Raw genomic sequence first — 25,658 nt, 5'->3', positions numbered from 1 at the left:
GGCGTCACAGCCCCACCAGCCCGCGCTGGCGCAGCAGGATCAGCAGGAAGATCGGCGCGCCCACGGCGGCGGTCAGGATACCGATGGGCATCTCGGCCGGCGCCACGATGGTGCGGGCGAGCGTGTCGGCGCCGACCAGCAGGCTCGCGCCGAGACCGACGGATGCCGGCAGCAACAACCGATGACCCGGTCCAATCATCAGCCGTAGCAGGTGTGGCACGACGATGCCGACGAAGCCGATCACGCCGCAGACAGACACCGCCGCGCCGGTCATGACCGACACCAGCACAATGCAGATGCGCTTGAGGCGCTCGACATCGACGCCGGAATGGAAGGCCTCGGACTCACCGAGGATCAGCACGTCGAGGCCGCGGCTGGTGAACAGCATCCCGATCAGGCCCAGCGCCAGCATAGGTGCAATCGTTGCCGCCTTGCTCCAGGTGGCGCCGCTGAGCGAGCCGAGCAGCCAAAACGTGATGTCGCGCAATTGCCGGTCGTCGGCGATGAACACCAGAAGGCCGATGCCCGCATTGGCGATCGCGGCGATGGCAATGCCGGCGAGCAGGAACAGCGCGATGGAGGTGCGCCCGCTGCGGCTGGAAATCCGGTACAGAATGATGGTCGTCAGCAGCGAGCCGATGAAGGCGGCCAGCGGCAGCAGGAAGGGCTGCAGAAAAAGCACATAATGCGCAAAGCGGCTGTCACTGATGACGATGGCGCCGGCTGCTGCAAATGCGCCGCCGCTGGAGACGCCCACCAGCGCCGGATCGGCGAGGGGATTGCGAAACAGGCCCTGCATAATCGCGCCGGCGGCGCCCAGCATGCCGCCGATCATGGCGGCGATGGCAATGCGCGGAATCCGGATCGACCACAGGATCAGCTGATCGCGCGCGGCAAATTGATTGCCGGGATCGGCGGCCGCGAGGCCAAGTGCTGCGGGCAGGCGGGACAGTGGGATACCGGCGGCACCCACGGTGGCGGCAAGCAGCACCGTCAGCAGCAGTGCCGCGAGCAGGCCGCACAACACGATAACGGTGGCAGGGCGACGCACCCGACCGGTCGTTCTGACAAACGCAGTCAGCTTGGCGTCGGCAGCGCTCATCTTATTGGCGGCAGTTGACGGCGAGCGAGACGGGCTTGAACGTTGCAGCCTCGGACGACAGCGCCGGGTCGAGCTTGACGGCGAGGTCGCGTGCGGCGGCGGCCGTGCGCGGACCGAAGCCGAGCAGATAGAGGCCATCCATGGCGACCAGGCTCCTGGTCTTCGCGGCCGGCGTCAGTGCGAATGCCGGGCTGGCAAACACGGTGTCGGCCTGCAGCGTATCCTTGCCGCGCTCCATCGAGAGCATGGTATCCGGCTTGGCTGCGGCGATGGCTTCATCGCTCATGATCTTGTAGCCGTCGAAGCTGTCCGCGACATTCACACCGCCGGCCAGTTTGATGATCTCGTTGGCTGCCGTCTTCTGGCCTGCGACCATGGCGCGGCCATCGAGGAAGGACATCACGAACATCACCCGTGGCGGGGTCTTCACCTTGGCGCGCAATTCACGCAGCGCGGCAAGATCGCCGGCCACGGCGTTGGCGAGACATTCGCCGCGTGCCTCGACACCCGCGACCTTGGCGATCAGCCGGATCTTCTCCACCATGCCGGCTTCGGTGAACGTATCCGGCACCATGATGAGCGGAATCTTGGCGGCGTCGATGACGTCGATGGTTTCCTTTGGGCCGGAGCCCGCAATCGCCAGTACCAGTTGCGGATTCAGCCCCAATACGCCTTCCGCAGAGAGTTGCCGCATGTAACCGACATTGGGTTTGTCGGCCATGGCCTTCGGCGGATAAAGGCTGGTCGTATCGACGGCGACGATACGGTCGTCAGCGCCGAGGGCATAAAGGATTTCGGTCACCGCGCCGCCGATTGAGACGATGCGGGTCGGGTGGCCGATGGTGACGTCGCGTCCGCGTGCGTCGCGCACAACGGCGTCTTCCGCCGCGGCCGCGGCTGACAGTACCAGCGTGCTGGCAAGCACTACACATTGCAGCGCATGTGCGATGCGATGACGTCGAACAGGGAGGCCGGTGATCATTTGGTGAGGATCAGTTTATTCTGGAATGTCAGGCGCAGGCGATAAGTCTCGTCGCCATGCGTAATCAGCAACTCACGCTGATCCGCGAACAGTTCCTTGCTGTCCATCCGGTCGCCATTTATGACCACATTGCGTCCGGCTGAGGATTTGGCGTGAGCGGCAGCGCTGCCGTCGTGAGAACCCGTATCCATAGCGCCGATCTATCCCATCCGTAAAAGTCTCTGTCATCGTTATAGGTTTTGTCGCACCTCATCGCCAAGCACTGCAGTCTATAATCAGTATAAACAGGGCGGGGATTGCTTGACCCCCCCGTTAATGAACCGTAATCGAAAATGGCAACTTGGTGGCAGGGGTCCCCGAGTCGCATTCGAGAGCCAGCAAGCTCACTGCCTCGTGCAGCGCCAGCCAGCCACGATCCGTTGAAATTTGTGTTTGGGGATTAGGCTATGGCTCTTGGGGGCATGACTACGCGCGCCTTGTTGTTGGGTGTGTCGATCGTATCAATGGGGGCGTTGGTCTCCGAGACCGCCTTGGCACAGGCCGCCGTGCAGGCAGGCGACGTGCAGCCGCAAAAGCCGAAACCCGCCAAGAAGAAGCGTGCAGCCGCCAAGCCGGCGGCCGTGCCAGCGCAGGTGGCTAACGCCAATGCGCAGGCCAGCCGCAGCGGCCAGTCACTCGATGAAATCACGGTGACGGCTTCGAAGACCCAGGAGCGCGCCATCGATGCGCTGGCGCCCGTCAGCGTCGTGACGCAGGAGCAGATCCAGCTGCAGCAGCCGAGCCGGCTGAGCCAGCTTTTCTACAATGTCCCCGGTGTCTGGATGCAGGATCGTGGCGATGATCCGTCCACGGCGATCAATATCCGCGGCTTGCAGGATTTCGGACGTGTCGCCGTTGTCGTTGACGGCGCTCGCCAGAACTATCAGCGCTCCGGTCACAATGCGAATGGCTCGTTCTTTCTCGATCCCGAGCTGATCGGCGGCATCGATATCACCCGCGGCCCGACTGCCAATATTTACGGCTCTGGTGCCATCGGCGGCGTCGCCTCGTTCCGCACCAAGGACATCAATGACGTCCTGCGACCCGGCGAGCGCTGGGGCGTGGATATGAGCGGCACCTACGGCTCCAACAACAGTCGCGGTCTCGGCTCCGTGTTCGGCGGCGTGCGTGTCGATCCGACGGTCGATGTGTTCGGCGGTGCGGTCTATCGCACCCAGGGCAACTACAAGGATGGCGCCGGTACCGAGATCGGCAATACAGGCAACGACATCGCTGCGGGCCTGATGAAAGTTACGGTTCGCCCGGCCGACGGCCATGAGGTGAAGTTCGGCGGCCTGTTCCAGGACTACAGCTACACGATTGGTCAGTTGAATCGTGGTCCAACTACAACGCCGGCCTTGATCGCTCTGAATCAGGGCTCGTCCGTCTATGCCTCCAATGCAAAGAACTATACCGGTACGGTGACGTGGAAATACGCGCGTCCGGAGGACATGCTGTTCGATTTCAATGTCTCGCTTTACGGCAATCGCGTCGACAACGACCAGACCAAGACCTACCACTATTCGACGGCCGGCACCGCGCTCTGCGGTGCTGGTAGTGCCGGTAACAACATTTCTGGTTGCGTTGGCGATCAGCGCGGCTACTTGCTGGATACGTTCGGCGTCGACGTCAACAACACGTCTCGCTTCAATATCGGTGAGTGGCGCAATGCTGTGACCTATGGCTTCGACGTCTTCAACGACAAGGTGAAAACATTCGACTCGCGCGGAAACTCCAACATCACCACGCCGAGCGGCGAGCGCACAGTCTCCGGCGGCTTCGTCCAGCTAAAGACCAACTATTCGAGTTGGCTCGAAGTCATAGGCGCGCTGCGTTATGACCACTATGAGCTCAATTCAAGCGGGACAGCCGTGGGTGTTAACAATGTTTCATCCAGCGGTGACCGCCTGTCGCCCAAGATCACACTCGGCGTGACGCCGGTAGCGGGCTTTACGCCCTATGTGAGCTATGCGGAGGGTTATCGTGCACCATCCATCAGTGAAACGCTCATTGCAGGTGGCCACGCTTCCGGCGGCGGACCGACTTTCGTCACCTGTGCTGATGGTACCGCTGGCCTGTTCTGCTTCTTGCCGAACCCGAACCTCCGGGCAGAAGTCGGCAAGAACAAGGAAGTCGGCATCAATCTGAAATACAACGACGTCTTTACGTCTGGCGACAGTTTCCGCGCCAAGTTTAACTTCTTCCGCAACGACGTTGATGACTACATCGACCTCGTCGCCTCTACGCCAGTTCTCGTCAACTATGTATTCATGGGGCGTCCTGGCACCATCCTCAACAGCAACTTCTATCAGTACCAAAACATTGCCAATGCGAAGATCGAAGGCTTCGAGGCCGAGACGGCCTATGACGCGGGCCTTTGGTTCCTGGGCGTCGGCGCGACGGTTCAAAGCGGCAAGAACACCCAGACCAATGTTGGTCTGGCGACAATCCAGCCGCGCAAGGTCACGACCACCGGTGGCGTCCGCCTGCTCGATCGCAAGCTGACAATCTCGGCTCAGTGGGCTTCGGTCGCGGCCAATACCGACCTTCCGGCCGGATACGTGCCATCGACCTCCTACGATCTCGTCAATCTCTACGTCGCCTATCAACCGACGCAGGACATCACCTTGAATTTCGGGGTCGACAATATCCTGAACCAGTATTACCGCCCCTATGCTATTCCCGGGTCGACCAGCGATGGCACAACGCAGAACGACGCGTTGTGGACCGCCCCTGGTCCGGGCATCGTTTACAAGGGTGGCATCAAGGTGCATTTCGGCGGCGCATAATCGCCATCTGCATCCACCAGCCTCCAAGGAATCGCGCTCATGTCCGGGCGCGATTTCGGTTATGATAGGTTCTCGACGTCACGAAAGGAAAGACATCCATGTTCATCGCCATGAACCGCTTTCAGGTCAAAACCGGATCCGAAGCCGCTTTCGAAAACATCTGGGCGACCCGCGAATCCTATCTCTCGGAATTGCCGGGCTTCATCGAGTTCAGCCTGCTGAAGGGGCCGGTGGCTGAGGATCACACGCTGTATTCGTCGCATACGGTCTGGGCCAGCAAGGCAGACTTCGAGGGCTGGACCAAGTCCGAGCAGTTCCGCAAGGCGCATGCCCGCGCGGACAATAAGTCGGAAGGCGCCAGCCTCTATCTCGGTCACCCCAAGTTCGAGGGTTTCGAAGTGATCCAGTCCGAGCGCCGCAAGAGCGCTGCGGCCTGATTGCAGGCACTGCGTCTCACACCAATGATCGATCACGGAGCCATCTCATGCTGAATACGGATCTCGCCGCGCTGAAGACCTATATGGCGGAGAATCCCGGCGCCGTGATCGAGACTGTTGCGCGCGAGCGGGGCGTCACGCCGCGTGCCGTGCTGGAAGCGCTGCCCGAGGGGATGGTGACCATCGGTGGCGGCGCCGATGCGTTCGTCACGGCGATGACGGATATCGCCGAGTGGGGCGAGGTGACGCTGATCGTTCACACCGAGGACGGCATCTTCGAGACCACTGCACCGCTGTCGCCGGGCGCCATCGGTCATGGCTACTACAATCTGACACAGCCGAAGGGGCTGCATGGCCATCTGCGCCATGAGCGCTGCGGCGGCGTGGCTTTCGTCGAGCGCCCGTTCATGGGCAAGTCGTCGGCTTTCGTCGCTTTTCTCAATGTCGATGGTGGCGTGATGTTCAAGGTCTTCGTCGGCCGCGACGAGACCCGCGCGCTGAAGCAGGATCAGCTCGAGCGTTTCCGCGCGCTGGCTGGAAAGCTCGCTGCCTGATCGCGCGTCTACCCTTCCTCATTATCCTTCATCTGCGCCACCAGCATCTCGGCGACCAGTCGCGTTGAGGGCGATGCCATGCGTGCGGCCGACTGCACCAGCGTCACCTGTGTTGACTCGAGTCTGCGGTCGCGCGGCGGGATCGCGACGAGTGTGCCGGCATTGATCGCCGCCGTCGCTGAGACCATCGGCAGGAAGGTCGCAAGATCGGTGCGGGCAGCGACGGTCTGGGTGAAGGCCAGCGAGTTGGTCTCGCTACACATTTCCAGCCGCACACTGGCCTGTGCGCAGGACTTGTCGAGTTCTTGACGAATGCCGAACGATGGATCCGGAAGGATCACGCGCAACCCTGCGAGATCCTTCATCGCGTATGAGTTCTGGCCGGCCAGCGGATGCGTGGGCGCGACGATCAGGCAGACCGGTTGTCGCATGCGTCCGAGTTCGATCAGATCGCGTCGTGGCGCACGGCCGAAGATCAGGCCGAGATCGACCTCGTTCTGGCTGACCATCTCGACCACATCGCGAGCGCCCACGGCGGTGACAGATAGCGCGATCCCCGGATATTGCTGCGACAGGTCAACGAAGGAGTTGGGCAGGAAGCTCGACAGCATGCCTTCGACGGTGGCGATCTTCACCTGGCCGCGGCGCAGCGATGCGAATTCCTCGACCTGGCTGCGCAGCCCGTCGAGCTGGCTGCGGTTCTCGACTGCATAGCGATAGAGCACGTGGCCGGCATCGGTCAGGTTCATGCCGCGCGCGCCGCGCTCGAACAGCTTGACCGCAAGCTCTTCTTCCAGCCCCTGCACCTGCCGGCTGATGGCGGAGGGGGCGATGCGGAGCGCTGCGGCGGCCTGTTTGATCGATCCGGACTCGGTAACGACGCGAAAATAGCGAATGGCGGTGGATTCGATCATGGTCAGTCCCTCGCGGCTGGCTGCCCAGCGCGATGGCAGGACCTGACTAGCGTTCTGATTTTCAGACCTCTCACATCGAAATTCAATGCTTTTATTCGAAATCTAAATTTGACAGAGTTTTGATCAGGTCACGGTCCCGTCATCGATGGAGAATTTGGATGTTTCATCCCCGGCTTGCTGTCTCGGCTTTTTCCGCGTCCCTCCTGCTGGCTGCGGCCGGTTTGGGAGCAACCTCCTCAATGGCTTCGGCGCAGGATGTGATCCGCTTCGGCGCGCCGCTGCCGATCACCGGGCCGCTGGCGCCGGAAGCCGTGAAGCAGCAGCAGGGCTATGACCTCTGGGCCGAGCAGGCCAACAAGGCCGGCGGCATCGATGTCGGCGGCAAGAAGTACAAGGTCGAGATCGTCTATTCGGACTATCAGTCCAACACGCCGCGCTCGGTGCAGACCACCGAACAGATGATCACCCAGGACAAGGTGAACTTCATGTTCGGCCCGTTCGGCTCGGGCGCCGCCAAGGCCGCCAGCACGATCGCTGAGAAATACAAGGTGCCGATGCTGGCCGCGACGGCGTCGTCATCCCAGGTCTATGACCAGAACTACAAGTATCTGTTCGGCACCTTCACCCCGAACGACACGCTGACCACGCCGCTGACGCAGCTCGTCAAGGCCAAGGCTGCCGACGTCAAGAAGGTCGCCATTCTGGCGCGTAACGATCTGTTCCCGCTGGCCATCGCGCAGGAAATGGAGAAGTCCGCCAAGGCCAACGGTCTCGAAGTCGTCTATTTCGAAAAATACGCCATCAACACCCTCGATCACTCCGCAACCCTCTCGCAGATCAAGTCGTTGAATCCGCAATGGGTGTTCGTCACCGGCTACACCAACGACCTCTTGCTGATCCGCAAGCAGATGGTCGATCAGCAGATGAAGGCCAATGTCGTGACCATGATCGCCGGTCCGGCCTATCAGGAATTCATCGAATCCGCCGGGGCGAGCGCCGAGAACATCTCCAGCGCTTCGTGGTGGCATCCGGCCGAACAGTACAACGGCAAGGACATTTTCGGCACCACGGCCAACTTCGTGAAGCTGTTCAAGGACAAGTACAAGCTCGAGCCCGATTATGCTCACGCCTCGGCTGCGGTCTGCGGCGCGCTGTTCCAGATGGCCATCGAAAAGGCCGGTTCGCTGGATCGCGACAAGGTGCGTGACGAACTCGCCAAGATGGACGTCGTGACCTTCTGGGGCCCGGTGAAATTCGGCGCCAACGGCCAGATCAACTCGCTCGAACCTCCGGTCTTCCAGATCCAGGCCGGCAAGCCGGTGGTGCTATTCCCGGATGCGATCAAGCAGGGCGAGTTCAAGCTCGGCGTGAACTGAGCCACGGCTGACCGGCGGGGAAACGATATGCTGGCCATCCAGGTCCTGATCAATGCACTCGTGCTCGGGTGTCTCTATGCCTGTATCGCGATCGGTTTCTCGCTGGTCTGGGGCGTGCTCAACGTCATCAACCTGATCCACGGCTCGTTCATCGTGCTTGGCGCCTATCTGGCCTGGGGGGCCTATAATTCGCTCGGCCTGTCGCCGTGGTATGCGCTGCTGATTGCGGCGCCGGCCTTCTTCGTGTTCGGCTACCTGCTGCAACGGCTGCTGCTCAACCGCGTCATCACCGCGCCGGTGCTGGTGACGCTGACGCTGACCTTCGGGCTCGATCTGATCCTGAACAATGCGATGATCTATTACTTCAAGGCCGACTACCGGAAGCTGACCCTCAATCCGCCCACGGGATCGATCTCGATCTTCGACGTCGTCGTCCCTGTCGATCGCCTGATCGCGACCGGCTCGGCGCTGGCGCTGACCTTTCTGCTCTATCTGCTGCTGCGTCGCTCGAAAGTCGGCCGCGCCATCGTTGCGGTCCGGCTCGACCGCGATGCCGCCGTACTGATGGGCGTCGACGTCAAATCGATCTACGCCATCGCCTTCGGTCTCGGTGCTGCATTGGCCGGTTGCGCCGGTGTGCTGATGGCGCTGATCTTCCCGATCTCGCCGCTGACCTCGTCGGCCTATCTCGGCAAGGCTTTCGTGGTCTGCGTCCTCGGCGGCCTCGGCAGCGTTTCCGGGGCACTCGCAGGCGGCTTGCTGCTGGCGCTCGTTGAAGGCGTCGGCTCGGTCTATCTCGGTCCGGCCCATGCGGTGACGCTGTCTTTCGTCCTGCTCATCATTTTCCTTGTGGTCAGGCCGCAGGGCTTGCTCGGCCGAAAGGGTTTTGAATGACCCGGACCAATATCGCGCTTCTCGTTCTCATTGCCGGCGTAGCATCGCTGCCGCTGTTCGGCGACGCGTATGCGCTGCGTCTCGGCACCATGGCCTGCATGTATGCGATCTTCGCGCTGTCATGGAACATCGTCGGTGGCTTCGCCGGCTATCCGTCTTTCGCGACGGCGGCCTTCTTCGGGCTCGGCGCCTATACAACCGGCATTCTCATGAACAAGGGCGTGCCGCTGACATTGTCGCTGCTGGGTTCGCTGGTATTGTGCCTGTTGCTTGCTGCAGCCCTCGGCGCGGTGCTGCTTCGCCTCCGCGGGCATTACTTCGCCATCGCCAGCCTCTCGCTGGTCGAAGTGTTCCGCGAACTCGTCAACAATGCCACCGACCTCACCGGCGGTGGCATGGGCCTGAATATCCCCTTGGTGTCCGGCTCCAGTGTCCTCTCCGACGCGACGTTCTTCTTTTACGCGATGTGGGGATTGCTGCTGATCACCGCGATCGTCGTCATCGCGGTGTCGATGTCGAAGCTCGGCTTCGGCCTCAACTGCATCCGGCAGAACGAGACGGCCTCGAACATGGTCGGTCTCAATTCCACGCTCTACAAGGCCATCGCCTTCGGCCTGTCTGCGTGTTTCGTCGGCGCCGCCGGCGGGCTCTATGCGGCCTGGGTGCACTATATCGATCCGTCCGACGTGTTCGACATTCTCTATTCGGTGAAGCCGATCGTGATGGCGCTGATGGGCGGGCTCGGATCGCCGCTTGGCGTGGTCTGCGGCGCCTTCGTCTATCTCGGCCTCGAGGAAGTGGTCTGGCGCAATTACATCCAGATCCATTCGGGCGTGCTGGGCGTCCTCATCATCCTGCTGCTGCTGTTCCTGCCGCATGGGTTGGTCTCGCTCCATGCCGGCAAGATCTGGCGCGGGCTGTTCGGACGAAAGGCAAAGCATGTCTGAGATCCGTCACGAAATCCTGCATCTGAGCAACGTCTCGCGAAACTTCAGCGGGCTGAAGGCGCTGAGCGACGTTTCGCTGTCGGTGAACAGGGGTGAGGTGGTCGGCTTGATCGGCCCGAATGGCGCCGGCAAGACCACGCTGGTCAACACCATCTGCGGCGTCACCCCGGCAAGCTCGGGCGTCGTCACCTTCGACGGCCGCGACATCACGCGGATCAAGACCTATCAGTCCGCGCGGCTCGGCCTGTCGCGCACCTTCCAGATCGTACAGCCCTTTGCGGAATTTTCGGCGCTCGACAATGTCGCCGCCGCCGCGCTGTTCTCGCAGCCGGGCGAGGGCCTGAAATCGGCGCGCGAGGCCGCCCGCGCGCATCTCGCTTTTGTGGGTCTCGACGCGCAGGCCGATCAATCAGCGGCGACGCTGACGCTTGCCATGCGCAAGCGGCTGGAACTGGCCAAGGCGCTGGCGATGAAGCCGAAGCTCTTGTTCCTCGACGAGGTCAATGCCGGCCTCAACAGCGCCGAGGTCGAGCGCGCCACGAAGCTGATCCATCAGCTTGCTGCCGATGGCATCACCATCGTGATGATCGAACATCTTATGAAGGTCGTGCTCAATGTGTGCACCCGTATCGCGGTGCTGCATAACGGCAAGCTGATCGCCGACGGCGCGCCGCGCGACATCATCAAGGATCCTGCCGTCGTCGATGCCTATCTTGGCCAGCAATATGCACAACGGAACGCTGCCCGTGGCTGATCATCCGATGCTCGAACTCAATCAGGTCTGCGCCGGCTACGGCGAAATTCAGGTGCTGTGGGGCATCGACATGACGGTGCGCTCCGGCGAAATCACCGCGCTGATCGGCTCCAACGGTGCCGGCAAGACCACGCTAATGCGTGCTCTGTCCGGGCTGATCCCGTTGGTCTCCGGCAAATATGTCTCCGAAGGCGTCGATCTCTCCAAGGCAACGGCTGCGCAGATGCTGGCGCATGGCATTGTGCACGTGCCGGAAGGCCGCCGCCTGTTTGGCGCCATGAGCATCGAGGACAATCTCCTGATGGGCGCCTATTCGCGCAGCGTTGGCCGTACCGAGCTCAATCGCGATCTCGATCGCGTTTACACGACCTTTCCGAAGCTGCGTGAGCGCCGCAACCAGGCGGCGGCGACATTGTCCGGCGGCGAACAGCAGATGTGCGCCATCGGCCGCGGGCTGATGAGCGCGCCGCGCCTCTTGATGATCGACGAACTCTCGCTCGGCCTGTCGCCATTGCTGGTGGAGCAACTGGTCGCGGCGCTGCGCCAGTTGAACTCCGAAGGCATGTCGATCCTGCTGGTGGAGCAGGACGTCACCACGGCGCTCGATCTCTGCCATCACGCCTACATCATGGATATGGGCCGCATCGTGCGCACCGGGCAGGGCGCCGAATTGCTGGCCGATCCAATCATCCGCGACGCCTATCTCGGCGTCCTCGAAGACTGACTTTGATTTCATCCAAAGAGGCAAACATGATCGAGACCGTCGAAGCCCCCAATAGCGGCTACCGTTACATGCCGGGCGTGTTCCAGTATTCCTGCGGCGTCGGCGCGCTGCCCGGCTTCGCGCTGGAGCGCGTGCGCTTCTCGAAAGTCGTTCCGCTGAAGGAAGGCTTCGCCAGGGTTGCCGAGATCATCAAGGCCGCCGGCCGGCCGCTGACCGCCTTTGCGGCCTGCGAATTGCGCTCGCCGGCGCCGTTCACGGAGCAGGGGTTCATCGACTTCAACGAGATCTACATCAAGACCCTCGAAGACTGGGGCATCATGAAGGATCGCGTGAATCCCATCGCGCGCAGCAATGTGTGTCCGAAGATCGATCCGCCGTCGGAGCCCGGCTTCCACGCTTTCTCTTTCACGACCGTCGCGCCGAATGCGCCGGCATCCTTCGTCATCGCCGGCAGCGGCGAGGCCGCGGAAGGCAAGGGCGACTATCGCGACAACACCGTGCGTCTCGGCGACATCAGCCCGTCGGGCATGCTGGAAAAAGCCAAGTTCGTGCTCGACGAGATGGAGCGCCGCATGAGCGCATTCTCCGGCACCTGGGACCAGACCACCGGCGCGCAGCTCTACACCGTGCGCGACGTCTATGCGCTCTTGGAAAGCGAACTCGGTCGTCGTGGCGTGTTCCGCAACGGCCTGACCTGGCACTTCAACCGTCCGCCGGTCGTCGATCTCGAATACGAGATGGATTGCCGCCGCGTGCATGTGGAGCGCGTGGTCGAGGTTTAACCGCCTCAATGATGACTGATGCGCAGATCTTGTGAGGTCTGTCGCAGTCGCCGGGTGAGTTCGCGCGCCAGGTTGCCCAGAAGCCTGGTGGCGAGCACCGGATTTTTCTTCAGGATCAGGTCGAAGCCGTCGCGCGGGAATTCGTAACAGATCACCGCGTCGTCGGCGACGATGGTCGCCGAGCGTGGTACCGATTCCACCAGCGCCATTTCTCCGACCGTCGTGCCGCGGCCAAGTCCGGCGATGCGGCGTCGCTCGTGATGTCCGTCGGTACGCAGCAGCACGCTGACGCTGCCTTTCAGGATCAGCCACATGCGGTCGCCGGCGTCGCCCTCGCGGCAGATCGTATCGCCGCACGCGAATTCGCGTCTGGTCATCACTGTGGTCAGTTCGGCCATCTCGTTCGCCGATACACCATCGAGAAAGTCGATCTGCTCGAGCGTGAGTTCATCCGCTTGCCCCTGCCTCGTAGCTGAGCGGTCGAGCATGGTCTGCTCCATCCACTCCAGTGCGGAATCGAGATCCTGCGTCATGGACGGCGATGCGGGATCGTGCCCGATCCCGTTGCCGATGATGGCGGCATGGATGGGCCGGACGTTGCAGTAGATCAGTCGCCGTTTCTTTTCAGTCGCCTTCTGGCGCAGGGTTCGCAATGCGTTGATGCCGGAGATGTCGAGGTCGGAGATGGCGCCCATGTCGAGCAGGATCATGTCCGTGCTGTTGAACAAGTCCTTGACGCGGAGCGAGAGGTCGTCGGCATTGCCGAAGAACAGCGCGCCTTCGAGCTGCAGGATGGCGCGCTGCTGCCCGGTCTGCTGCAGGATCGCGAGATCGTCGGCCGAGCGAATGCGCTTGGAGAACAGCGTGTCGCCGAGATGGGCGCGGCGTACCAGTGGCCGGCTCATATTGATGACGAAGATGATGCAGGACAGGATGATGCCGACGATCACTCCGGAAACGACCGAGCTGAACACGGTCACGGCCATCACCGCGAGCACCACGATCAGGTTGTAGACCGCGTGCCGGCGAACCTGCGGCTCGATGCTGTATCGGATATCGGCCAGCAGTTGCAGGTTCCAGCGATCGAACAGCACGATGCCGATCACCAGAAGCAGGCCGGCGAACACCGCGCGCGGCACCTGTGCGAGCACCGAGGACAGCGCGAATGTGATGGCCAACAGGCTGAGAGCCACGAAAATGCTGGTCCAGCGCGTGCGGCCGCCCATGCGATAGCCGAGCAGGATCACCGATGGAATCGCAGATCCTCCAATGCCGCCGCCGAGTGCTGCTGCCGCATTAGCGATGCCTTGTGCGGCGAGGTCGCGCACCGGATGGATATGCGTGTCGTCGAGCTGCTGTGCCACGCGAAACGCCAGCATGGTCTCCACCGTGCCGATGATCGCCAGCACCAGCGACACCAGCACGACATGCGGAAGCACGGCGGTCAGTTCCGGCGTGATGGAGCCGTCGAACACTGCGCCGAGCGGCATGGCGGGCGGGAAGCTGACATGGATCTCACCGATGGTCGGCCCGAGATCGAGACCGGTCGGGATGCTGATCAGATAGTAGAGCGCGGTGCCGGCGACGAAGCCTGCAAGCGATCCCGGTATTTTCCGCAGCCAGTCCGGCAGCCGCAGCCAGGCTGCTATGGCCGGATAGTTCAGAACAAAGAGCGCCAGGGCCACGACGTAAACCAGCATCGCGGGCTTGTTCGGCCACAGCGTCTGCGCGGCAAAGAACGGCTTGAACTGGGAAATCACGATCAGCATCCCGACGCCATTGAGCAGGCCCGTGAGTACCGGGTGCGGCGCGAATTTGATGGCGCGCGTCAGGCCGAGCAGTCCGAACAGGACCTGCCACAGCCCGGCCAGAAACAAACACAGCATGATCGCGGTCACGATTATCGCAGGCTGGCTCGCAAGCGTGGCGTCATTGACCAGCGTCGTAGTCAGGCCGGCCTGCACCAGGGCCATGCTGACGCGGCTCGTCGTCACGATATAGGACGAGGTGGCGACCACGGCCGCGACCAGGCCGACGATGGCGCCGCCATACAGGCCGGCCGCAGCGCCGGCCGCGACATAGTCGGGGCCGAGCGGCGCAAACACCAGCAGTCCGCAAGCAAGGCAGAGCGGCAGACAGACGAGGCTGGAGATCAGACCGGCGCTGATTTCCGATCGCCAGTCGACGAGCGGCTCGGCGGGAGGCGAAGCTTTGAGCACGGGCTGGCCTTCATCACAGGGGGTACCGGCCACGCCTTCATGGATGATAGTTGTTGCCAGCTTTTGCCATTATTGTGAAACGGAACTGATCCGCAAGCCAAGATCGGGGTTCGCCCGCCGATTTCCCGCGCTACACGCCGGCGACGATCGTCTTGCGATACAGCGCGCTGTAGCTGGCGGCAGAAATATTCCAGCTGAATGATTTCGACATGGCGCTGCGACGCATCGAGTTCAGGCGATCCTTCGAGCCATAGGTCGCGAAGGCCCGCAGGATGCCGCCCAGAAATGACTCGGTGGAGGGCTGCGTGAACAGGAAGCCGGTCTCGCCATCGACGATGGTTTCGGCGAGGCCGCCGGTCTGGTGGCCGATCGGCAGCGAGCCGAAGCGCTGCGCATACATCTGGCTCAGGCCGCAGGGTTCGAAGCGCGACGGCATCAGCGTGAAGTCGCTGCCGGCGAAGATGCGCCGTGCCTCGCGGTCGTTGAAGCCGATGGCGACGCCGATCGCGTCGGGGCGACGGCGATGCGCGTCCATCAGCGCATTCTCCAGTTCGGTCTCGCCGCGGCCGGTCACGACGATCTGTCCGCCGGCGGACACGATGGCGTCGGCCGCCGACAATACGAGGTCGACGCCCTTCTGATGCACGAGGCGGGCGACCAAACCAAAAATGGGCCCGCGGGAGAGCGCGAGCCCAAATTGTTGACGTACCCCGTCGGCATTGGCGCGTTTGGCTTCCCAGTCGCCCGCGCCGAACGGTCTCATGAGCTCCGCGCAGACGCGCGGATCCCAGCTTTCATCGATGCCGTTCAGAATGCCGGTGAGGCGCGACTCGTTGGAGCGCTTGGTCAGCAGGCCTTCCAGCCCGCAACCGAGTTCCGGCGTGGTGATCTCGCGCGCGTAAGTCTCACTCACGGTGGTGAGGTGGGACGAGTAGATCAGCCCACCCTTGAGAAAGGAGAGCTTGTCGTAGAATTCCAGCCCGTCGATATGGAACGACTCCGCCGGTGCACCGATCCGGCGCAGCGAAGACTTCGGAAACAGGCCCTGATAAGCGAGATTGTGGATCGTCAGGATGGTCGGGATCTTCACCCCGCTCCAGGCGAGATAGGCCGGCACCAAGGCCGCCTGCCAGTCATTGGCGTGGACCAGATCGGCCGACCAGTTCTTGTCGAGCTTCCCCGAGGCGAGCAGCGCCGCAGCGGAGGCGAAGCGCGCGAAGCGAATGTCGTTGTCCGGCCAGTCCCGGCCGCAGGCATCGCCATAGGGATTGCCGGGGCGATCGTAGAGCTGCGGGCAGAGCAGGATATAGATCGGCAGCCCGTCTTTGGTCGCGGCGAGGCCGACCGAGCAGGCGGGCATTTCCGCCAGCGCCGGGCATTCGCCGACGATCTCGATATCAGGAAACTGCGTGACGACGTCGCGATAGCCGGGAAGGATGATGCGAACGTCGGTCCAGATGCGCAAGGCTCTAGGGAGAGCGGCGGACACGGCTGCAAGGCCACCCACCCGGATGAAGTCGTCAATCTCTGGAGTGACGAACAGTACCCTCAAGAAATGCCCTCGTGCCCGCCGCGACTACAAGGATACGAAACTGGTCCAGCGTCTTTGGGTACTTACGGAACCGAAGGGCAATGGAACTCAGTTTTGTTACTTGCGCTGCAAAATATCTGTCTCTGCACTGCAGTATATCACATCACTTAATACGGCATTGCAAAAGAGAAATGTGAGTTCGCTAAATTATCTCTGAAATCAGTGACTGGGTGACGACGGGACGATCAGCCGCAGGAAGCTCATGACGCAGCCGAGCGCGGCAAAGCCGGCACCGAGCGCCAGCGCCCAGGTCGCGCCGCCATGGCCGAACAGGCCGAAGCAGAAGGCGGCGAGCGCCGCGCCCATGCTCTGGCCGGTCAGCCGGGCGGTGGCTACGATACCGCTGGCGCCGCCGCTGCGGCCGGCGGGGGCGCTCGACATGATCGCCTTCATGTTCGGCGCTTGGAAGAAGCCGAAGCCGGCGCCGCAGATCACCATCCGCCAGACGATATTGGCGACGCTCGGGTCGGGCGGCAGGGTGGCCAGCAGCACCATGCCGATGCCGAGCAGGGCCATGCCGATACCGCCAAGAAGCCCGGCGGGATAGTGGTCCGACAACCGGCCGGCGATCGGCGCCATGATGCCGACGACCAGCGGCCAAGGCGTCAGGAAGAAGCCGGTCTCGACTGCCGAACGATGCAGAACTTCTTCGAAATAGAACGGCAGCGACACAAAGGCGAGGCCCTGGACGGAGAAGGAGCATACCGCCGTGGCCGCCGACAGCGCGAACAGTGGGCGGCGGAACAGGTCGATCGGCAGCATCGGTGCAGGGTGATCGGCCTGCCGGCGGAGCAGCAGCCAGCCGAACAGCAGGCCGGCAACCAGTTCGGCGACGACGATGGATGGCGCCGTGTGATGGGCGGCGCTGTCGATGCCGAGGATCAGCAGGCCGAGACAGAGCGAGGTCAGCAGGGCGCCGAGAAAATCGAAACGATGGGTGGCGCGCGTGGTCTTTGGCAGTGTCTTGAGGCTGATGATAATGGCGGCGAGGCCGAAGGGCAGGTTGATCGCGAACAGCCAGGGCCAGGTCGCAACCGACAGGATGCCCGAGGCGATGGTGGGGCCGAGGGTGAAGGCCGTCGCAACGACGAGGGCGTTATGACCGAGCCCGCGGCCGAAATGGCTTGGGGGATAAACCACGCGGACCAGCGCGGCATTGACGCTCATGGCGCCAGCGGCGCCGAGGCCCTGCAGCACCCGGGCGAACAGTAAAGTGTCCAGCGACCATGCGAATGCGCAGGCGACGGACGCGATCGTGAACAGGATCAGCCCGCCGAGATAGATGCGCTGATGGCCGACGATCTCGCCCAGTGCGCCGAACGGCAGCAGCGTGGCGACCATGGCGATTTGGTAGACATTGACCACCCAGATCACGTCCGCTGGCGTGGCATGCAGGTCGCTGGCGATGGAGGGCAGCGCGATATTGGCAATGGCGGTATCGAGCGAGGCCATGGCAAGGGCGGTAAAGATGGCAAGCCGCGCCCAACGCTGCTGGCTCGGCGTCAGCCCTTCCGTCGGCTGGGGAGCCTGTGCCGCGATACCGTCTGCCATAGCTGGGGATTCCTGGGTGCGGCCGAACTGGCTGCCGATCCGCGCTATCTAGGATAGTTCGCTTTGCCCCTACAGGCGTGCAACTGCATGAGGCATATGCACATCTTTATTCCCAGCGGAAAATCCGCTTTCGGCTGATCACATCGCTGTCAGGCGATCACATCGCTGGCGATCACATCGCCGTCAGACCGGCTTGGTCTTGAACCAGGTCCCGGACGCCACCGCCGTGACGATGATGGTGCCGTAGACCACCAAGGCGAATGTCAGGCAGGCAAACAGCCAGGTCAGCGATCCCGTCAGCCGCAGCGCCAGCCAGCCGCCGCCGATCGAGATCAGGAGGCGCAGCACGCCGGCCAGCAGCGGATAGAGCATCTTGCCGGCGCCCTGCGAGGCAAAATACAGCGACAGGCCGAGGCCAAAGAAGCCATAGGCGGGGCCGACGATGCGCAGATAGGCGCTGCCGGTCTCGATCATCTGCGGATCCGACCCGAACAGGCCGAGCCACGCGGCTGGCCAGATCGCGGCCGCCAGGCCGACGGTTTCGGTGATCACGAACACCATGCCGCCGCCGATCAGCGCCGCCCGCAGCGCGCGCTGCTCCTGTCCGGCGCCGATATTGGTGCCGACCAGTGCGACCAGCGGTCCGCCAAACCCGAAGGCCAGCGGCACCATCAGATATTCCAGCCGGACGCCGGTGCCGAAGCCCGCCACGGCGTCGCCGCCAGCGAAGCCGCCGACCAGTGCGGTGGTCAGCAGCACCGTGAAACTCGTCTGCAGCGAAATCACCGCGGCGATGGCGCCGACGCGCAGGATGTCGGCCGAGAGATCCCAGCGCAGCCGGGCCAGCTTGAAATGGACGATGCAGCGGCCCGAGAGAATGTAGCCGGCGAGTACCGCGCCGACGGTGAAGGTGGACAGCACCACGGCCCAACCGCCGCCGGCAATGCCGAGCGCCGGAATCGGTCCCCAGCCGAAGATCAGCAGCGGCGACAGCGGGATCAGCAGCACCACGCCGATACAGATCGACAGCGACGGTACCAGCATATTGCCGGTGCCGCGGATGATGCTGGCAAAGCCGTTCATCAGCCAAACTAAAACGCTGCCGCCGAATACCACGTTGGAATATTGCATGGCCGCGTCTAGCGCGCCGCCGCTGACGCCCATCGCCGTGTAAATCGCACGGCCCCAGATCAGGAAGATCGCCGAACCGATGAGGCCGAGCAGGATATTGATGAGCGTGGCATGCATCACCAGTGCTTCGGCATCGTCGGTGCGGCGCGCACCGAGCGCACGCGCAATCGCCGAGGAAATGCCGCCGCCCATGGCGCCGGCCGACAGCATCTGCATCATCATGAAGCCGGGAAACACCACGGCCATGCCGGTCAGCGCGTCGCTGCCGAGATGCGACACCCACCAGGTCTCGATCAGCCCGGTGGAAGCCTGCGCCAGCATCACCAGCAGATTGGGCCAGGCGAGCTTGACCAGCGTGGAGGCGATTGGCGCCTGCAGCAGCATGCGCGTCCGCGGGTTCATCTCGTGGACGGGCGCGGCCGTGGCGGCGACGATGGCCTGCGGCGTTTCCAGTTTCATAATGTTCCGTCCTTCTGCGGGCGCGGTTTGCTGAGCCGCCGTTGCACGCGTGCGCTGGCGGCAGGGCCGGGCGCATTGGCGTGAGTGGCTTCGGTGATTGGTTTGCCGGTACGGCGGTCGACCAGGATGGGATCGGCGGTCTCGCCGGTCTCCTTGTCGATCAGGACAACGCTTTCACCCTCAGGCGCGAAGTGCCGGTTGCCCCAGCTTTGCAGCGACCACAGCACGGAGCGGAAATCCCGGCCGCGCGGGGTCACGATATATTCGTAGCGCGGCGGCTTTTCGCAGTACAGCCGCTTCTCCAGCAGCCCGGCCTCGACCAGGACTGCCAGCCGGCGGGTCAGCATGTTCGGCGCGATGTTGAGGTTCTTCTGGAACTGATCGAACCGCGTCATGCCGTAGATGGCATCGCGCATGATCAGAATGCTCCACCACTCGCCGACGCGCTCAAGGCTGCGGGCGACCGGGCATTCCAGTTTCTCGAAACTCTTGCGCTCCATGGTGGGAAGATAGGGGAGTAACTATCATCATGCAAGTCACTAGGTGGTGACCCTCCACGGTCATTCCGGGGCGCAGGTCAGCGGCGAAGCCGCTGGCAGGCGAACCCGGAATCCCGAAGTGTTCAGCCATGTCGAGATTCCGGGTTCGCGTGCGCAAGATGCACACGCGCCCCGGAATGACGGCGTTAGTGCTAAGCCCCTTACCCCACCATCCGCTCGCGCCCGACCCAGAAGCTCGCGCGCAGCGCCTTCTTGTCGATCTTGCCGACGCCGGTCATCGGCAGCTCAGTCACGAACTTGATGTGTTTCGGCGCATGAGCCGAGCCCTTGCGGGTCTTGACCAGATTGATCAGCTCATCCGCATCCGGCTTCGCACCGCCACGCGCGACCACGATGGCGGTGACAGCCTCGCCCCATTTGTCGTCGGGCACGCCGACCACAGCGCACATGGCCACATCGGCATGGGTGGTCAACACATCCTCGATCTCGCGCGGGAAGATGTTGAAGCCGCCGGAGACGATCATGTCCTTCTTGCGGTCGAGGATGAACATGTAGCCGCGCTCGTCGGCGCGGGCGATGTCACCGGTGTGCAGCCAGCCGTTCTTGAGCGTTTCGGCCGTCTGCTCCGGCCGCTTCCAGTATTCCTTCATCACATGCGGCGCACGCACGCAAATTTCGCCGGCCTCACCGGGCGAGACCTCCTGATCGTCATCGTCGAGAATGCGGACATCGCAGACCGCGATCGGAAAACCGCAGGACAAAAACAGTTCGGGCTTCTTCGGATCATGATCCGTCTTGCGCAGTACCGAGACCGGATAGCATTCGGTCTGTCCATAAAGTTGCGAGAACACCGGACCGATGCGCTCGATGCCTTCCACCAGTCGGCTCGGCGACATCGGCGATGCGCCGTAAAGCACCAGATCGAGCGACGATAGATCGGTCTTTGACAGCGTCGGGTTGTCGAGCAACACATAGATCATGGTCGGCACGAACAGCGTGAAATTGATCCGCTCGCGTTCGATGGTGTTGAGCACTGCCTCGGGATCGAAGCCCTTCAGCATGTGCACCGTGCCGCCGCGCATCAGCGTCGGCAGCACCTTGGTGCCGGCGACATGACTAATCGGCGCCACCGTGAGATAGCTCGGCGTGTCCGGAATTTCGAAGTCGGACAGGATGGCGCTGGCAAAACCCGACACTTCACGATGCCGGCGCAGCGCGCCCTTGGATTTTCCGGTGGTGCCGCCGGTGTAGTTCAGCACGGCGATGTCATCGACCTGTGCAAAGTCCCGCGCAGTGGCGCTGCCGCCTGAGCCGACGACTTTCAGCAGATCGATGCCGTAGTCTGCACGGCCCAGCGTGAATACGTGTTGCAGGCCCTGCGCGCGCGAGGCGAGCTCGCCGCCGCGCTGCAGGAAATTGTCGGCGTCAATGATCAGGATCGTTGCTTCGGCATCCTCGATCTGGTCGATCTGATCCTGCATCGAGCCCAGCGGATGCAGCCAGGAGATCGCGAAACGCGACAGTTGCGCGGCGACGCCGGCGCACCAGGTGTCGGCGCGGTTGGCTGTGAGCAGCGCCACTTTCGTGCCGGGCTGTGCGCCGAGGTTCATGAACACATTCTGCAGTCGCGCGATCAGGTCCGTGGTGCCGCGATAGGTGATCGAGCCGCCGGGCCAGCTGAAAGCGATGCGGTCCGGATAGCGCGCCAGGGCCCGCAGGGTCTGCGCGCCAACGGTCGGAAACGTGTTCAGCACGTCCGTCATGGAAACCTCCCCAAATGTCCTCGGCTTCTGTGGGCCGATGGTTGCGGCAAGGCTAACAACGAATGCCGGGCATGCAAACATAAACCCGTATGGGCATTGCAGCATTCGCGATGAACTTGTGGCGGCTTTCGTCGTTTGCCTGTGCTAGAAGCGGTCGAGCCATTTGAGCCGCGTCACAGGAGAATTTCATGCGCAAGTTTTTGACCGTGCTGGCAGCACTGGCGACCCTCAGCCTGACCAATTGCGGTTACAACGCGATCCAGACCAATGATGAGCAGGTCAAGTCGGCTTGGTCGGAAGTGGTCAACCAGTATCAGCGGCGCGCGGACCTCGTGCCGAATCTCGTGAATTCCGTGAAGGGCTTCGCGCAGCAGGAGAAGGACGTTCTTCTGGGCGTAACAAATGCACGCGCCAAGGTCGGCTCGGTGCAGGCGACGCCTGATGTGGTCAACGATCCCGCCGCGCTGCAGAAATTCCAGGCCGCGCAAGGCGAACTCTCCAGCGCGCTGTCGCGCTTGCTCGTGGTCACCGAGAACTATCCGCAGCTCAAGTCGGACGCGCTGTTCAAGGATCTGATGTCGCAGCTCGAAGGCACCGAGAACCGCATCACTGTGGCGCGCAACCGCTACATCAAGTCGGTGCAGGACTATAATGTCGGCGTGCGCACCTTCCCGAACAATCTGACGGCCATGATGTTCGGCTACAAGGAGAAGGCGAATTTCTCCGTCGCCAATGAGAGCGAAATCTCGACCGCGCCGAAGGTCGACTTCAACCCGACGCCGGCGCCCGCGAAATAGACCGGTGCCGATCAGGCCGATCCGATGAAGGCGATCAAAGCCTGCCTGCTGGCATTGCTGCTGTGCTGGAGCGCCATTGCTCTGGCCGATGTGGCCGTGCCGGCTCTGACGGGGCGCGTGGTCGATCAGACCATGACGTTGAGCGAGTCCGACCGGGCGTCGCTCGACAGCACGCTGCGCGACTTCGAGGCACGCAAGGGCAGCCAGATCGTGGTGCTGATCGTGCCCACCACGGCGCCGGAAGCCATCGCGCAATACTCCATCCGCGTTGCCGAAGCCTGGAAGATTGGCCGCAAGAAAGTCGATGACGGCGCGATCCTGCTGGTCGCCAAGGACGATCGCAAGCTCCGCATCGAAGTTGGCTACGGCCTCGAAGGCGCACTGACCGACGTCACGACGAAACGGATCATGGACGAGATCATCACGCCGCGCTTCAAGACCGGCGATTTCGCCGGTGGCATCACAGCCGGCGTCAACCAGATCATCAAGGTGATCGACGGCGAGCCGTTGCCAGCGCCGGATGAATGGAAGGGCAATTCGAATGCCCTCGATCAGATCATGGAATATGCGCCGTTCCTGCTGTTCGGTGTGCTGATCTTCGGCAGCATCCTGCGCAACATTTTCGGCCGGCTGTTCGGCTCGCTGGCGACCGGCGGGCTTGTCACCGCGGTGGTCTGGCTTGTCGCCGGCAGCCTGCTGTTCGGCGGCATTCTCGGCGCGGTCGCGTTTTTCTTTACGCTGATCAGCGAGGCCCTCATGTCGGGCGGCGGAGGCGGTGGACGCCGCGGTGGTGGCTATATCGGGGGCGGCGGCGGTTCCTGGTCATCAGGGAGCTCATCGAGCAGCGGCGGCTTCAGTGGAGGCGGTGGCAGTTTCGGTGGCGGCGGCGCTTCGGGGAGTTGGTGATGAGCCTGAAACGCATCGGCAACCATCTGCTCGGCAATCGCTCGCGGGTCCGCAAGGCGTTCCCGCCGCAATCGCTGGCGGCGATCGAACAGGCCATCAAGGCCTCCGAAGCCGGCCATGCCGGACAGATCCGCTTCGTGGTCGAGGGCGCGCTCGACGGCGCGCCGCTGTTCCGCAATCAATCCGCCCGCGAACGCGCCATCGGTGTGTTCGCGCAACTGCGCGTCTGGGACACCGCGCATAACAACGGCGTGCTGATCTATCTGCTGCTCGCCGATCGCGACGTCGAGATCGTGGTCGATCGCGGCATCGATGCCCGCGTCGGCAAAGCCGGCTGGGAAGCGATCTGCCAGATGATGGAAGCGGAGTTTCGCGCCGGGCATTTCGAGCGCGGCGTGATCAAGGGGATCGACGCGGTGACGCAGCATCTGGCGGCTCACTTTCCGCGGGACGGCGCGTTGGCGAATGAGCTGCCCGATGCGCCGGTGGTGCTGTAACGCGCTGCTCCCTCAGCCGTCATTGCAAGCGTAGCGAAGCAATCCAGTCTTCGCTTGTGACCTTCTGGATTGCCGCGTCGCTTCGCTCCTCGCAATGACGTGGAGAGGTCATTGACCTCCGCTCACGCCTTCGCCGACTCCCGCGCACCGACCCGCTCGAACCACGCCGCGACCTTCGCATTTCCGCGATCCCACGGCTGCTTCACCTTGTCGGCGAAATCGAGCCAGCAAAACAACACGATGTCGGCCATCGTGAACCGCTCGCCGCAGATGAAGGTCTTGCCGGCCATCTGTCCGTCGAGCCAGCGCAGCCGGTCGATGGCGATTGTCTTCAGGCCCGGCGCGCCTTCGGGTACGCAGACGATGCGCGTCTCGAAGCGCTTCAACCCCTCCGAAAAGCGATAGCCGTTGGCGATGTGCTGGCAGATGTTGAGATCGACGCGCTGCCGCCACATCCGTGCCTCGGCGCGCTGTTCGGGCGTGGTGCCGATCAGCGGCGGCATCGGATGCGTCTCCTCGACATATTCGCAGATCGCGACCGTCTCGGACACATAGGCGCCGTCGTCGAGCTCGAGCGTCGGCATCTGGCCGTGCGGATTGCGCGCCAGATGCGCGGGTTCGCGGTTCTCGCCAGCAGCAAGATCGACGGTCTGGACGGGGAGGCTGATGCCCTTCTCGGCCAAGAACATGCGCACCACGCGCGGATTCGGTCCGATGGAATCGTAGAGCTTCATGGCATTTCCCCGATTGTTCTGTTTGCTGGTGTTGTGCGGGCGGGGCGCGTGCGCGTCAAGCAACGGTTCCCATCGCCGGACAAGAGGTGAAATTTTCGTAAGCACTGCACCCGGTAAGGATTTGGCAAGCAATGAAAGTTACCAAAGTGTTCATCTATTCCGGAGAATTTGATCGTGAGCGAGCACAAGGCCGATTCCACCCCAGACGTCAGCGGCGATCACGTCGACACCGGCGCCGCGGCGGCGGCCGGCTCCCACGATGCTGACATTCACGTGGATTCGCCGAAGCTCGCACCGGAGCAGGGCGAGGAGCGCCCCGCCCAGATGCCAAAGCGGGAAGCGCCGAAGCTCGGAGCGCCCGGCCGGATCACCATCATGGCGCCCTCCCGCGACAGCGGCCCGCATGAGGGCGCGTCCCGTGAGCATGCGGCGCGCGAGCGCTCGTGGGAAGACTTCGTCAATTCCGAGCCGAAGATCGAGTCGGCAGAGAAGGCTGGCCGCAGCCGGATGATGGCGATTGCCGCGATGATCGCGCTGGGCATCACCGTCGGCGCAGTCGGCGGTTCGGTGGCTATGTCCGGCCTCGGCAAGCTGTTTGCCGCCGACGACACCAAGTCGACCAACCAGGCACTGGAAGAACACATTGCCCGTCTCGACGGTGAACTCTCGGCGCTCAAGGCCGAGGTCGACCGCAACGCCAAGCAGTCCATTGCGGCGCGCGCGAAGTCTGCCGAGCGTCTCGACAAGCTTGAGAAGGGCCAGGCCGAACCGGCCGCGAAACTCGCGAAGCTGAGCGAGACCGTCGAAAAGCTGCGCACCACGCCGCCGCCTGCTGCTGCACCCGCGCTGGTCCCTGCACCGGTTGCCTCGGCACCGGCCAAGGAAGTGACCGGTTCGATCAACGCCCCGGTGCCGACCCCGGCACCGAAGCCTGAAGTTGCGCGCCTGCCCATGGTCGAAGGCTGGCGCATCATCGACATCGCCGGCGGCGGCGCTACCATCGAGGGTCGTGCCGGAATCTTCGAAGTCTATGCCGGCGATCCGGTTCCCGGACTCGGCCGCATCGACGCGATCCGCAAACAGGACGGCCGCTGGACGGTGGTCACCTCCAAGGGCCTGATCGTCGCCCGCTGATCCACCCTTCTAGCGACGAATGCGTTCAGGCCGCTGCTGGTGCAGCGGCCTTTCTTTTGGGCTAGCCTCCCGACGTGACGTC

The 25,658-nt window shown here is 63.0% G+C and carries 24 protein-coding genes; 13 read left to right on the top strand and 11 right to left on the bottom strand.

All coding sequences use genetic code 11. The features are described 5' to 3' along the window. Window positions 1-4: 4 nt before the first annotated feature. Genes AB7813_RS11975 through hemP form a run of 3 tightly spaced genes read right to left on the bottom strand, consistent with a single transcriptional unit; the run spans window position 5 to window position 2,275 of the window. Window positions 5-1,102 carry a FecCD family ABC transporter permease gene (locus AB7813_RS11975; RefSeq protein ID WP_093756741.1) on the bottom strand — a complete coding sequence of 366 codons (1,098 nt, stop codon included), beginning with the start codon at window positions 1,100-1,102 and terminating at the stop codon, window positions 5-7. A 1-nt stretch (window position 1,103) separates the two neighbouring features. Next, the gene (locus AB7813_RS11970; RefSeq protein ID WP_439062791.1) at window positions 1,104-2,084 is read right to left on the bottom strand and encodes a heme/hemin ABC transporter substrate-binding protein; all 981 of its coding nucleotides are present in this window, start codon (window positions 2,082-2,084) and stop codon (window positions 1,104-1,106) included. Continuing rightward, complete coding sequence (hemP, locus tag AB7813_RS11965) at window positions 2,081-2,275, bottom strand: hemin uptake protein HemP (RefSeq protein WP_068735289.1); 195 nt, start codon at window positions 2,273-2,275, stop codon at window positions 2,081-2,083. The genes AB7813_RS11970 and hemP overlap by 4 nt, the downstream gene beginning before the upstream one ends. Before the next feature lie 255 nt (window positions 2,276-2,530). Between hemP and AB7813_RS11960 the strand changes: the two genes are divergently transcribed. From AB7813_RS11960 to hutX, 3 genes are all read left to right on the top strand, one after another. Next, entirely contained in the window at window positions 2,531-4,912 is a 2,382-nt protein-coding gene (locus AB7813_RS11960; protein WP_439083003.1) for a TonB-dependent hemoglobin/transferrin/lactoferrin family receptor, read from the top strand. 98 nt (window positions 4,913-5,010) lie between these two features. Beyond that, window positions 5,011-5,349: an antibiotic biosynthesis monooxygenase family protein gene (locus AB7813_RS11955; protein WP_068735293.1), complete on the top strand. Its 339-nt coding sequence runs from the start codon at window positions 5,011-5,013 to the stop codon at window positions 5,347-5,349. Between the two features lie 47 nt (window positions 5,350-5,396). Next, a complete protein-coding gene (hutX, locus tag AB7813_RS11950) occupies window positions 5,397-5,903 on the top strand; it encodes a heme utilization cystosolic carrier protein HutX (RefSeq protein WP_231079775.1) in 507 nt (168 codons plus the stop codon). Between the two features lie 8 nt (window positions 5,904-5,911). Here the strand turns inward: hutX and AB7813_RS11945 are convergent, their stop codons facing one another. Then, entirely contained in the window at window positions 5,912-6,817 is a 906-nt protein-coding gene (locus AB7813_RS11945) for a LysR family transcriptional regulator (RefSeq protein WP_089265324.1), read from the bottom strand. A gap of 239 nt (window positions 6,818-7,056) precedes the next feature. On the opposite strand from AB7813_RS11945, the gene AB7813_RS11940 reads away from it, so the two are divergent. From AB7813_RS11940 to cnbZ, 6 genes are read left to right on the top strand one after another with little or no spacing between them, the layout of a single operon-like run. Then, a complete protein-coding gene (locus AB7813_RS11940) occupies window positions 7,057-8,193 on the top strand; it encodes an amino acid ABC transporter substrate-binding protein (protein ID WP_439062789.1) in 1,137 nt (378 codons plus the stop codon). A gap of 27 nt (window positions 8,194-8,220) precedes the next feature. After that, a complete protein-coding gene (locus AB7813_RS11935; protein WP_439062788.1) occupies window positions 8,221-9,087 on the top strand; it encodes a branched-chain amino acid ABC transporter permease in 867 nt (288 codons plus the stop codon). Then, complete coding sequence (locus AB7813_RS11930; protein ID WP_439083004.1) at window positions 9,084-10,034, top strand: branched-chain amino acid ABC transporter permease; 951 nt, start codon at window positions 9,084-9,086, stop codon at window positions 10,032-10,034. Before AB7813_RS11935 ends, AB7813_RS11930 begins: the two co-directional genes overlap by 4 nt. Further along, complete coding sequence (locus AB7813_RS11925; protein ID WP_120291592.1) at window positions 10,027-10,788, top strand: ABC transporter ATP-binding protein; 762 nt, start codon at window positions 10,027-10,029, stop codon at window positions 10,786-10,788. Before AB7813_RS11930 ends, AB7813_RS11925 begins: the two co-directional genes overlap by 8 nt. Window positions 10,789-10,795: 7 nt before the next feature. Further along, the gene (locus AB7813_RS11920) at window positions 10,796-11,512 is read left to right on the top strand and encodes an ABC transporter ATP-binding protein (RefSeq protein WP_439084207.1); all 717 of its coding nucleotides are present in this window, start codon (window positions 10,796-10,798) and stop codon (window positions 11,510-11,512) included. Window positions 11,513-11,538: 26 nt separating this feature from the next. Continuing rightward, window positions 11,539-12,294: a 2-amino-5-chloromuconate deaminase CnbZ gene (gene cnbZ, locus AB7813_RS11915; protein WP_120291590.1), complete on the top strand. Its 756-nt coding sequence runs from the start codon at window positions 11,539-11,541 to the stop codon at window positions 12,292-12,294. Between the two features lie 5 nt (window positions 12,295-12,299). Here cnbZ and AB7813_RS11910 read toward each other — a convergent pair whose 3' ends face one another. The 6 genes from AB7813_RS11910 to AB7813_RS11885 form a co-directional block, all read right to left on the bottom strand. Beyond that, window positions 12,300-14,513, bottom strand: coding sequence for an SLC26A/SulP transporter family protein (locus AB7813_RS11910; protein ID WP_439083005.1), 2,214 nt, complete (start codon window positions 14,511-14,513; stop codon window positions 12,300-12,302). Between the two features lie 130 nt (window positions 14,514-14,643). Continuing rightward, on the bottom strand, window positions 14,644-16,065 hold the full coding sequence (glgA, locus tag AB7813_RS11905) for a glycogen synthase GlgA (protein ID WP_089265318.1): 1,422 nt from the start codon (window positions 16,063-16,065) through the stop codon (window positions 14,644-14,646). Between the two features lie 198 nt (window positions 16,066-16,263). Continuing rightward, a complete protein-coding gene (locus AB7813_RS11900; protein ID WP_439083006.1) occupies window positions 16,264-17,655 on the bottom strand; it encodes an MFS transporter in 1,392 nt (463 codons plus the stop codon). 183 nt (window positions 17,656-17,838) lie between these two features. Next, window positions 17,839-19,245, bottom strand: a complete 1,407-nt coding sequence (locus tag AB7813_RS11895) for an MATE family efflux transporter (RefSeq protein WP_231079783.1) — start codon at window positions 19,243-19,245, stop codon at window positions 17,839-17,841. Continuing rightward, window positions 19,242-19,745, bottom strand: a complete 504-nt coding sequence (locus AB7813_RS11890; RefSeq protein WP_439083007.1) for a helix-turn-helix transcriptional regulator — start codon at window positions 19,743-19,745, stop codon at window positions 19,242-19,244. Before AB7813_RS11890 ends, AB7813_RS11895 begins: the two co-directional genes overlap by 4 nt. A gap of 200 nt (window positions 19,746-19,945) precedes the next feature. Next, on the bottom strand, window positions 19,946-21,508 hold the full coding sequence (locus AB7813_RS11885) for an AMP-binding protein (protein WP_439083008.1): 1,563 nt from the start codon (window positions 21,506-21,508) through the stop codon (window positions 19,946-19,948). Between the two features lie 188 nt (window positions 21,509-21,696). Between AB7813_RS11885 and AB7813_RS11880 the strand changes: the two genes are divergently transcribed. Genes AB7813_RS11880 through AB7813_RS11870 form a run of 3 tightly spaced genes read left to right on the top strand, consistent with a single transcriptional unit; the run spans window position 21,697 to window position 23,708 of the window. Then, window positions 21,697-22,305, top strand: a complete 609-nt coding sequence (locus tag AB7813_RS11880) for a LemA family protein (protein ID WP_089265314.1) — start codon at window positions 21,697-21,699, stop codon at window positions 22,303-22,305. Between the two features lie 24 nt (window positions 22,306-22,329). Beyond that, window positions 22,330-23,211: a TPM domain-containing protein gene (locus AB7813_RS11875; protein ID WP_439083009.1), complete on the top strand. Its 882-nt coding sequence runs from the start codon at window positions 22,330-22,332 to the stop codon at window positions 23,209-23,211. Then, on the top strand, window positions 23,211-23,708 hold the full coding sequence (locus AB7813_RS11870; protein ID WP_441228097.1) for a TPM domain-containing protein: 498 nt from the start codon (window positions 23,211-23,213) through the stop codon (window positions 23,706-23,708). Before AB7813_RS11875 ends, AB7813_RS11870 begins: the two co-directional genes overlap by 1 nt. Before the next feature lie 122 nt (window positions 23,709-23,830). Here AB7813_RS11870 and AB7813_RS11865 read toward each other — a convergent pair whose 3' ends face one another. Next, the gene (locus AB7813_RS11865; protein ID WP_439083011.1) at window positions 23,831-24,442 is read right to left on the bottom strand and encodes a glutathione S-transferase family protein; all 612 of its coding nucleotides are present in this window, start codon (window positions 24,440-24,442) and stop codon (window positions 23,831-23,833) included. Between the two features lie 174 nt (window positions 24,443-24,616). Here AB7813_RS11865 and AB7813_RS11860 point away from each other — a divergent pair, with 174 nt between their 5' ends. Next, complete coding sequence (locus AB7813_RS11860) at window positions 24,617-25,576, top strand: hypothetical protein (RefSeq protein WP_439062778.1); 960 nt, start codon at window positions 24,617-24,619, stop codon at window positions 25,574-25,576. Window positions 25,577-25,658: the final 82 nt, after the last annotated feature.

It is taken from the genome of Tardiphaga sp. 20_F10_N6_6, from assembly GCF_052076045.1.
GTDB lineage: Bacteria > Pseudomonadota > Alphaproteobacteria > Rhizobiales > Xanthobacteraceae > Tardiphaga > Tardiphaga robiniae.
The sequence above is the reverse complement of the archived record's forward strand: the minus strand, read 5'-3'. Positions and strand labels throughout refer to the sequence as shown.

Coding starts and splice junctions, on each gene's coding strand:
- AB7813_RS11900 (WP_439083006.1), bottom strand. CDS start 17,655: ATGGCAGACGGTATCGCGGCACAGGCTCCCCAGCCGACGGAAGGGCTG.
- AB7813_RS11890 (WP_439083007.1), bottom strand. CDS start 19,745: ATGGAGCGCAAGAGTTTCGAGAAACTGGAATGCCCGGTCGCCCGCAGC.
- AB7813_RS11955 (WP_068735293.1), top strand. CDS start 5,011: ATGTTCATCGCCATGAACCGCTTTCAGGTCAAAACCGGATCCGAAGCC.
- AB7813_RS11925 (WP_120291592.1), top strand. CDS start 10,027: ATGTCTGAGATCCGTCACGAAATCCTGCATCTGAGCAACGTCTCGCGA.
- AB7813_RS11935 (WP_439062788.1), top strand. CDS start 8,221: ATGCTGGCCATCCAGGTCCTGATCAATGCACTCGTGCTCGGGTGTCTC.
- AB7813_RS11940 (WP_439062789.1), top strand. CDS start 7,057: ATGGCTTCGGCGCAGGATGTGATCCGCTTCGGCGCGCCGCTGCCGATC.
- AB7813_RS11885 (WP_439083008.1), bottom strand. CDS start 21,508: ATGACGGACGTGCTGAACACGTTTCCGACCGTTGGCGCGCAGACCCTG.
- AB7813_RS11970 (WP_439062791.1), bottom strand. CDS start 2,084: ATGATCACCGGCCTCCCTGTTCGACGTCATCGCATCGCACATGCGCTG.
- AB7813_RS11895 (WP_231079783.1), bottom strand. CDS start 19,245: ATGAAACTGGAAACGCCGCAGGCCATCGTCGCCGCCACGGCCGCGCCC.
- AB7813_RS11930 (WP_439083004.1), top strand. CDS start 9,084: ATGACCCGGACCAATATCGCGCTTCTCGTTCTCATTGCCGGCGTAGCA.
- AB7813_RS11870 (WP_441228097.1), top strand. CDS start 23,211: ATGAGCCTGAAACGCATCGGCAACCATCTGCTCGGCAATCGCTCGCGG.
- cnbZ (WP_120291590.1), top strand. CDS start 11,539: ATGATCGAGACCGTCGAAGCCCCCAATAGCGGCTACCGTTACATGCCG.
- AB7813_RS11975 (WP_093756741.1), bottom strand. CDS start 1,102: ATGAGCGCTGCCGACGCCAAGCTGACTGCGTTTGTCAGAACGACCGGT.
- AB7813_RS11960 (WP_439083003.1), top strand. CDS start 2,531: ATGGCTCTTGGGGGCATGACTACGCGCGCCTTGTTGTTGGGTGTGTCG.
- AB7813_RS11920 (WP_439084207.1), top strand. CDS start 10,796: ATGCTCGAACTCAATCAGGTCTGCGCCGGCTACGGCGAAATTCAGGTG.
- hemP (WP_068735289.1), bottom strand. CDS start 2,275: ATGGATACGGGTTCTCACGACGGCAGCGCTGCCGCTCACGCCAAATCC.
- AB7813_RS11880 (WP_089265314.1), top strand. CDS start 21,697: ATGCGCAAGTTTTTGACCGTGCTGGCAGCACTGGCGACCCTCAGCCTG.
- hutX (WP_231079775.1), top strand. CDS start 5,397: ATGCTGAATACGGATCTCGCCGCGCTGAAGACCTATATGGCGGAGAAT.
- AB7813_RS11945 (WP_089265324.1), bottom strand. CDS start 6,817: ATGATCGAATCCACCGCCATTCGCTATTTTCGCGTCGTTACCGAGTCC.
- AB7813_RS11865 (WP_439083011.1), bottom strand. CDS start 24,442: ATGAAGCTCTACGATTCCATCGGACCGAATCCGCGCGTGGTGCGCATG.
- AB7813_RS11875 (WP_439083009.1), top strand. CDS start 22,330: ATGAAGGCGATCAAAGCCTGCCTGCTGGCATTGCTGCTGTGCTGGAGC.